Origin of the sequence: Fonticella tunisiensis (assembly GCF_004364155.1) — a bacterium.
In the GTDB taxonomy this organism is placed as follows: domain Bacteria; phylum Bacillota; class Clostridia; order Clostridiales; family Caloramatoraceae; genus Fonticella; species Fonticella tunisiensis.
The window spans coordinates 1-7,018 of sequence record NZ_SOAZ01000048.1; the positions used below are offsets into that span (position 1 = coordinate 1).

7 protein-coding genes, 1 tRNA gene and 1 other RNA gene are annotated in these 7,018 nt (G+C 35.1%); 1 reads left to right on the top strand and 8 read right to left on the bottom strand.

Annotation, left to right across the window (positions count from 1 at the left end; all coding sequences use genetic code 11):
* Window positions 1-199: 199 nt before the first annotated feature.
* The 7 genes from EDD71_RS15825 to EDD71_RS14790 form a co-directional block, all read right to left on the bottom strand.
* Complete coding sequence (locus tag EDD71_RS15825) at window positions 200-490, bottom strand: GNAT family N-acetyltransferase (RefSeq protein WP_243116486.1); 291 nt, start codon at window positions 488-490, stop codon at window positions 200-202.
* 5 nt (window positions 491-495) lie between these two features.
* A complete protein-coding gene (locus tag EDD71_RS15830) occupies window positions 496-690 on the bottom strand; it encodes a GNAT family N-acetyltransferase (protein ID WP_243116487.1) in 195 nt (64 codons plus the stop codon).
* 844 nt (window positions 691-1,534) lie between these two features.
* The gene (recR, locus tag EDD71_RS14770; protein ID WP_133629485.1) at window positions 1,535-2,131 is read right to left on the bottom strand and encodes a recombination mediator RecR; all 597 of its coding nucleotides are present in this window, start codon (window positions 2,129-2,131) and stop codon (window positions 1,535-1,537) included.
* A 15-nt stretch (window positions 2,132-2,146) separates the two neighbouring features.
* Window positions 2,147-2,482 carry a YbaB/EbfC family nucleoid-associated protein gene (locus tag EDD71_RS14775; protein ID WP_133629486.1) on the bottom strand — a complete coding sequence of 112 codons (336 nt, stop codon included), beginning with the start codon at window positions 2,480-2,482 and terminating at the stop codon, window positions 2,147-2,149.
* 74 nt (window positions 2,483-2,556) lie between these two features.
* Window positions 2,557-4,179, bottom strand: coding sequence for a DNA polymerase III subunit gamma/tau (gene dnaX, locus EDD71_RS14780; protein ID WP_133629487.1), 1,623 nt, complete (start codon window positions 4,177-4,179; stop codon window positions 2,557-2,559).
* A gap of 94 nt (window positions 4,180-4,273) precedes the next feature.
* Window positions 4,274-4,538: signal recognition particle sRNA large type (gene ffs / locus EDD71_RS14785), an RNA gene on the bottom strand.
* Between the two features lie 18 nt (window positions 4,539-4,556).
* Window positions 4,557-4,648: transfer RNA gene (locus tag EDD71_RS14790), tRNA-Ser, on the bottom strand.
* Window positions 4,649-4,929: 281 nt separating this feature from the next.
* Between EDD71_RS14790 and EDD71_RS14795 the strand changes: the two genes are divergently transcribed.
* A complete protein-coding gene (locus EDD71_RS14795) occupies window positions 4,930-5,793 on the top strand; it encodes an FUSC family protein (RefSeq protein WP_133629488.1) in 864 nt (287 codons plus the stop codon).
* 192 nt (window positions 5,794-5,985) lie between these two features.
* Here EDD71_RS14795 and EDD71_RS14800 read toward each other — a convergent pair whose 3' ends face one another.
* The gene (locus tag EDD71_RS14800) at window positions 5,986-6,657 is read right to left on the bottom strand and encodes a hypothetical protein (RefSeq protein WP_133629489.1); all 672 of its coding nucleotides are present in this window, start codon (window positions 6,655-6,657) and stop codon (window positions 5,986-5,988) included.
* Window positions 6,658-7,018 lie beyond the last annotated feature (361 nt).

The window sequence follows — 7,018 nt, forward strand, 5'->3', positions numbered from 1 at the left end:
TGTACTAAGTTTCTATAATTTGCATTTTAGGCTAATTTTACTAGAAGCAGTTTATTTAATCTGCTGTTTTTAGAATCATTTTTTATTATTTTGAGGTTATTATATTGTGACTTTATCAGCATATTTTATTGTGCTGTGTAACATATAATTAATTCGCCATATTTACATTAATGCAGTTTATAAATATTTCAACCTGCTATTAATAGTTGTATTCATATTTACCTACACTCATTTTTTGAGTCAGTACTTCATTCTCCAGTGGCTTTCTTATTTCTATAAGATTTAAGACATTATAGCCTCTTTTTAATAAAAATGGTATTATCTTATCATTATTTGGATGCACCCAGTTATAAACTGTACTTCCTCCCAACTTCTTTGCTATTTCCTCCGCCTTTGCATATAATTTGGAACCTATTCCTTTTCTTCTTGAATTATTAGAAACAAATAGAGATTCTGCCCATACTACATCACCATCAATTCTACAAACCAAATATCCTAACAATTCATTTTACTATTTTCAGCAACAAATATAGGAAATTTTGCTTCCATGTATTCTTTAAATTCTTCTCTTGCTTGTTCTATATTAGCAGGTGTTTTAATACCTTTAAGTTCTTTTAATTCTACTCTAAACTGTGCTATCAATCTTGATATCTTTTCTTCATCTTCAAATTGTGCTGCCCTTATAATCATAGTTCTACCCCCTAATAATTTACAAATAATTTTCATATAACTACTTTATCCTCATTTTAATAGAATTTTACAATTTATGAAAGTACTTTTCTGTTTCTGAAATATTTCGTTCATATCATTTTGGGAAACAGAAAAAATAGGCCATGTTATATATAAAAAATAAATAATGTTCTTTCATAAATTTCCTTTCATTTCCATACGCCTTTAATCCTAAAATTGAAGCAAACCCTATATTCTCAATACTTTGCCTTGTTCCTTATACCTTTCAATATCACAACTTTATTTTATTTTCGAAACGACTAATTAAACCCTATTTTCTGCTCATATCATTTCCTATTTTCCTAATCCCTTTTTCCTTAACCCTAACTATGTATAACCCAAACAAACTCCCATCAAAAATAAAATAAACTCCTTTCACAAATCTCCCTCAAACCCTTGATACTACTTACTTGTTATTCTATTCCAATTTCCCATTTAATTCCTATTTCCTTGTTCCTCACTTCCTAAAGTCCTTTCATTCCTAAATTTTTGGGGCAAAAAATGAAAACAAAGTGCTTTTAGGATTGAGGGGTTAACAGATTTAAGGAGCAAGGTTTAAGGAGAGATTCTGTCCATTAATCGTTCTATTTTCTTTTCCATTTAGTCCTCTAATCCATTGATTTTACTGGCTTTAAGCCTTATCCCCTATTCCTTATCCCTTGAAAACTTCCAAATAAAAAACATGGCCTACAGGACTTTCCTTTGCCCTAATAAACCATGTTTCCTGAAACAACTTTATTTTCTTTGAAAGAACTTCTCGCAAAATGAAAGGAGTTTATTTGGGTTATACAATACAATCCCTAGGCTATATTTCCCTTCTTCCCTCAAGGGCCTTACTCAATGTAACCTCGTCCGCATACTCAATGTCGCCGCCTACAGGTATTCCATGGGCAATCCTTGTAACCTTAACACCTAAGGGTTTTAGAAGCCTTGCTATATACATAGCTGTGGCTTCCCCTTCTACATTGGGGTTTGTAGCTATAATAACTTCCTTTACCTCAGGTGTTATACGCGGCAAAAGCTCCTTTATTCTAATATCATCAGGACCAACGCCACCTAAGGGGGATATGGCTCCATGTAGAACATGATAAATCCCTTTAAATTCCCTTATCTTTTCCATGGCTATCACGTCCCTTGGCTCCTGTACAACACAGATGGTATTTTTATCTCTTGCCTCATTTCTGCATATACTACACGGATCAACATCAGTTAGATTTCCACAAACAGAACAGTATTTTATTCCCTTTTTGGCATTAACTATAGCCTCTGCCAGCCTTTCAGCCTGCTCAATGTCAACGTTTAAAACGTGAAAAGCAAGCCTCTGGGCTGTTTTAGGCCCAATTCCCGGCAGCCTTGAAAACTCATCAATAAGCCTTGCAACTGGTAAGGGATAAAAATTCAATCAAATCACTCCTCTTTAGAAAAAGCCCGGCATACTGAATCCTCCAGCAATTTTTGCCATCTCCTCATTTACCATCTCATCAGCCTTATTTGCTGCTTCGTTGATGGCTGCAATTATTAAATCCTGAAGCATTTCAACATCATCCGGATCTACAACTTCCCTTTTAATCTTTATGTCAACAAGCTGCTTTCTTCCATTTACAACTGCAGTAACTGCTCCGCCCCCTGAGGATGCTTCAACAGTTTTTGCCTCGATTTGTGCCTTTGTCTCCTCTATCTGTTTTTGTATTTTCTGTGCCTGCCTCAAGAGATTGTTCATATTTCCACCCATAGGGGGTATTCCTCTTGCCATAGTATAAACCTCCTTAAATCCTTATCAATTTATTATATGCTCTACACTCCTATATTGTAACATCTTGTAAAATACTATTCAATTACTTCCACCTTATCTTCTCCCAGGATTTGCTTTGCAAGTTCTATGCTTCTATCTATGGTGTTTTCCCTTTCAAGGACCTTAAACTGAAGCTTAACATTTTTATTCAATATCTTTGAGAAATATTCCTCGGCTATCTGTTTATTGTCTGATTTTTCAAGATTTGCTTTGCTGAAGGCAAACTTTTCATCAAAGGCTATGGTTATTATATTGCCCTTTACATCAGCAACGTCTCCAGGCTCAAGGTAAGCATAAACAACCATCTTTTTATTTGCCTTAAGAAGGTTTAAAACCTCCTGCCATGAAGATCTTACCTCGTCGATTGTTACATCATCAGAAACAGTATCTGCTAAGCTTTCATGAATTGCAGGCTCCTCATGTTTATTATCCACATTTTTATGCTTCTTTACCTCCTGCTTCTTTTTATCATCCTTAACATCCTCAACTTTTACAGCTATAGCGCCTGATTTTATTTTTTCTTCAAGCATGTTTATTCTGCTCAGTATGATTTCAGGTGAAGTGTCATATTCCCTTTTGCAGAACTTAATTACAGCTATTTCAAGCAAAATTCTTGGCTGGGTTGTATATCTGGCATCGTTTTCAGCCTCAACCATTATCTTTATGGCCCTCATTATTTCTTCACTTCTAAACCTTCGGGCCTGCTCCTTCAGCATTTTTATATTATCTTCACTTGCGTCTATTATTTCATCGGGGTTTTTACTTATCTTAACCATAAGTAGATTCCTGAAATGCTTAGTTAAATCCTTAATAAACTGAAGTATATCCTTACCGTTTAATATGATTTCATCGATTATCTTAACTGCGGCTTCAACATTACCCTCTGCCATTGAATCTACAAGTGAAAAAATGTGCTCATTGGATGTAAGACCAAGCATCGATACGACGTCTTCATATTCAATCCTTCCCTGTGACATGGACATCGCCTGATCAAGTATTGAAAGGGCATCCCTCATAGCTCCATCAGAAACCCTTGCTACTACGCCTAAAGTCCTGTCATCTGCAAGTACTCCATTTTCTGATGTTATTCTTTTAAGCCTTGATATTATGTCCTCTACCCTTATCCTTTTAAAATCAAATCTCTGACATCTTGAAAGTATCGTTGCTGGAACTTTTTGAGGATCTGTTGTTGCGAGTATGAATATTACATATGAAGGAGGTTCTTCAAGGGTTTTTAGCAGTGCATTAAAGGCCGATGTTGAAAGCATATGAACCTCGTCTATTATATACACCTTATACTTCATTTTATGAGGTGGATATTTTACATCCTCTATAAGCTCTCTTACATTTTCAACCCTGTTATTTGACGCAGCGTCTATTTCCACAACATCTATTGCTGTTCCCGCATTTATCTCTCTGCATGCTTCACACTGGTTGCAGGGGTCTCCTCCATCACCAGGGCTAAGGCAGTTAACAGCCTTTGAAAGTATCTTGGCAGTCGAAGTTTTTCCCGTTCCCCTTGTTCCGCAAAACAAATATGCATGGGGTATTCTATTTGAATTTATCTGATTTTTTATCGTCTTTACAATATGGTCCTGGCCTATTACATCCTCGAAGGTCTTCGGTCTCCACTCTCTATATAAAGCCATGTAGGACATAGCATCACCTCTTAAGGTTATTATAAAGATTTTTAAATGTATTCTCAAGAATAACAAAAAAAGACCTGATAAATCAGATCTAGCAAATTAGAGACCGTGCACCACGCTTCGATGCCACCATCCAGGCGTTACCATGGCAGTTAGCTCCAACCAGGCTTACCCGCGGCACACGAAAGGGTTCACTTACCGCTGCTTCCTTCCGGACCTGACGGGGTTCATGAATTTCCGTTGCGCGGGACCCAATTATCAACACCACTTACCACAGGCAGACCCTACATGGGGGTACCTATGCGTGGAGTTCGATCCTGCTATAGCGGATTGCAGGCTACAGGGCACCGCTACCTCCCCATCTAGCACGGTCAAATCTTTAATTTTTATGGCGGAGAGAGAGGGATTCGAACCCTCGGTAGGGTATTAGCCTACACACGATTTCCAATCGTGCGCCTTAGACCAACTCAGCCATCTCTCCATATTTACAGGGCTTTCAATTGCCCTTGCCCTTATAATTATAAGCAAAGTTGTTGTTAGTGTCAACATTGTATTTTATGTGTATTGTGTCATTTTTTTCTTACAGTAAATATTTATATATCCCCGTATATATCTTTATTCTCAAAAGTTAATAGTATATTCAAATTTTATGAAAATATTATCAAGCTGCCATCGCTTAATTTATAGTATAATATTTAAGTGTACCCTATTATATACTACAAAACTTATGAAGATAATATATAATTTTATACAGGTGATATTATGAAAATAGGTATGAGAAATATTAAAACAGCCATAGCCGTTTTTATATGCGTAGTTATATTTAAAATTTTTAGAATGGATTCTCCCTTTTATGCTGCCATCGCCGCTATAATTGCCATGCAGAGCTCTGTTAAGGAGACCTTCACTGCAGGCAAAAACAGAATGCTTGGAACCTTTGTTGGGGCAATTGTCGGGCTTTCCTTTGCCCTTATAAACCCTGAAAATCCTTTTCTAGTAGGCATTGGAATAGTTATAATCATATGTATTTGTAATAAGCTTAAATGGAATAAATCCATATCCACATCAGGAATAGTTTTTATAGCCATTATGGTAAATCTTAATGGTAAAAGCCCATGGACCTACAGTCTTTATAGAACAATCGATACTTTAATAGGTATTGGAGTAGCTGTCGCCGTTAATTACCTCATATTTCCTCCAAACAGTACGGAAAAACTTATAAAACTATACAGGGAACTTAAAGATATAACCTTTAAAACGGTAGAGCAAAGGTTTTGTCTTGGAGAGAATCCCAACCTTTCATTAATGAACAAAAGGATTTCTGAGCTCAAAGTCTATATTGAAGATTATTCCATAAGGTTTAAACCTAAAGAGGATAAATCCAAAGTTGTATCAAACGTAACGGAAGGCATTAAGCTTTGCAGAGGCGTATATGAACACCTCAAAGCGATAGAACTTATTAAGGAACAAACGGTATTAAACGAGTACAACGCTTCAAGGATAAACTCATTATACAACTGTTCAATAAATACCAATGAAGAAATGAAGACTGAGGCCAATGCTGCATTCAACTATCATGCAGATAGAATAATAGACAAGCTGTATTCCATAAGTAGGCTTTCATAAACAAAAGTTGGGGACAGATTGACTGCCCTTTTATAATTATTAAAACCGTTAAACAATGCATAACTCATATTTCGCATAACTAGAATTTACAGTTAAACATTTTATTTCTTATAATTAACTTAGTATAAGGAATCAGGCGGTACAGAACTACCGCCGCAGACTTATATTTTATCCGTATATTAATTACAAGAATTACTTTCTATAATTAACCTTTGCCAAATTAGGTGCATGCTCAAAATCACAATTTCCGTTATTATATAAAAATCTTACTCCATCTATCCACTGACCTCTGTATTCTCTTTGCAGTATTGTTTCTATCAGTTGAGTCGAAGTAATTGCACCTCCAGCTGAACCTTGGAAAAATCCTGTTGCCCATGTATCTCCCTTCATCTTTGAAACATCGGTTACCCCTTTATTTTCTTTACTTTCCTTTAGGTTTATTACTGCTATTTTCTTCTTATCCAGCTCTTCAATTTTCACAACTTCGATAGGAAGATTTTTGAAATATATTTCTGATAGTGCGTTTACAAGGATATCTAACTTTTGTTTTAAGGGTGTTTCATTGGAAATATAAATATACTCCCCAGCTTTTTTTTCATATGTATTTATATCTGCTGTGTAAATTGTATATATATTCTCGCTTTCAAATTTACGTTCTTTTTCAGAAGCCATTTTAGCTTCCTGCTCCTTTAATTGATTTTTCAAATTATTAATCGTAGTTTCAAGAATTGCATTTTTTTCTTTAACCTCTTCGATTTCATTTTTAAGCTCTAAATTTTCACTTTTCAACGAGTTGGAGCATCCTGTTATTAACATGCTTATTAATAAAATTAGGCTTGCTAATTTAATTATTTTTTTATTCATAGTTATTCCTCCCCTCAATTTCAGTTAAATGAATTATTTTTTATACAATTCTCAGGAGGCTGGCACCTAAATCTTCTTCACCAGTGAGACAAACAATTACAATTGCTACTTTTTTATTGCTACTTTTTTATTGTTGCTTTTAGGTTCATTACGTGTACGATTCACTTTAAAATATCAGAAGTTTCGCAGATTAAAAAATAAATAGGGCGTAGCCCTTTGATATGTCAAGGTTTAGACGAATAATAATTGAAATATGTAAATTCCGATTTTTACTGGAAAAAATTTAGGGTTTAAAAATGAAAACATCCTTTCTATAATGAATTTTGCAACAAACTAATAGAAAGGATGTTTTCAGATGAAC

Excerpts from the sequence above, each read along its gene's own strand:
- EDD71_RS15830 (WP_243116487.1), bottom strand. The coding sequence starts at position 690 with ATGATTATAAGGGCAGCACAATTTGAAGATGAAGAAAAGATATCAAGA.
- EDD71_RS14775 (WP_133629486.1), bottom strand. The coding sequence starts at position 2,482 with ATGGCAAGAGGAATACCCCCTATGGGTGGAAATATGAACAATCTCTTG.
- dnaX (WP_133629487.1), bottom strand. The coding sequence starts at position 4,179 with ATGTCCTACATGGCTTTATATAGAGAGTGGAGACCGAAGACCTTCGAG.
- EDD71_RS14795 (WP_133629488.1), top strand. The coding sequence starts at position 4,930 with ATGAAAATAGGTATGAGAAATATTAAAACAGCCATAGCCGTTTTTATA.
- EDD71_RS14800 (WP_133629489.1), bottom strand. The coding sequence starts at position 6,657 with ATGAATAAAAAAATAATTAAATTAGCAAGCCTAATTTTATTAATAAGC.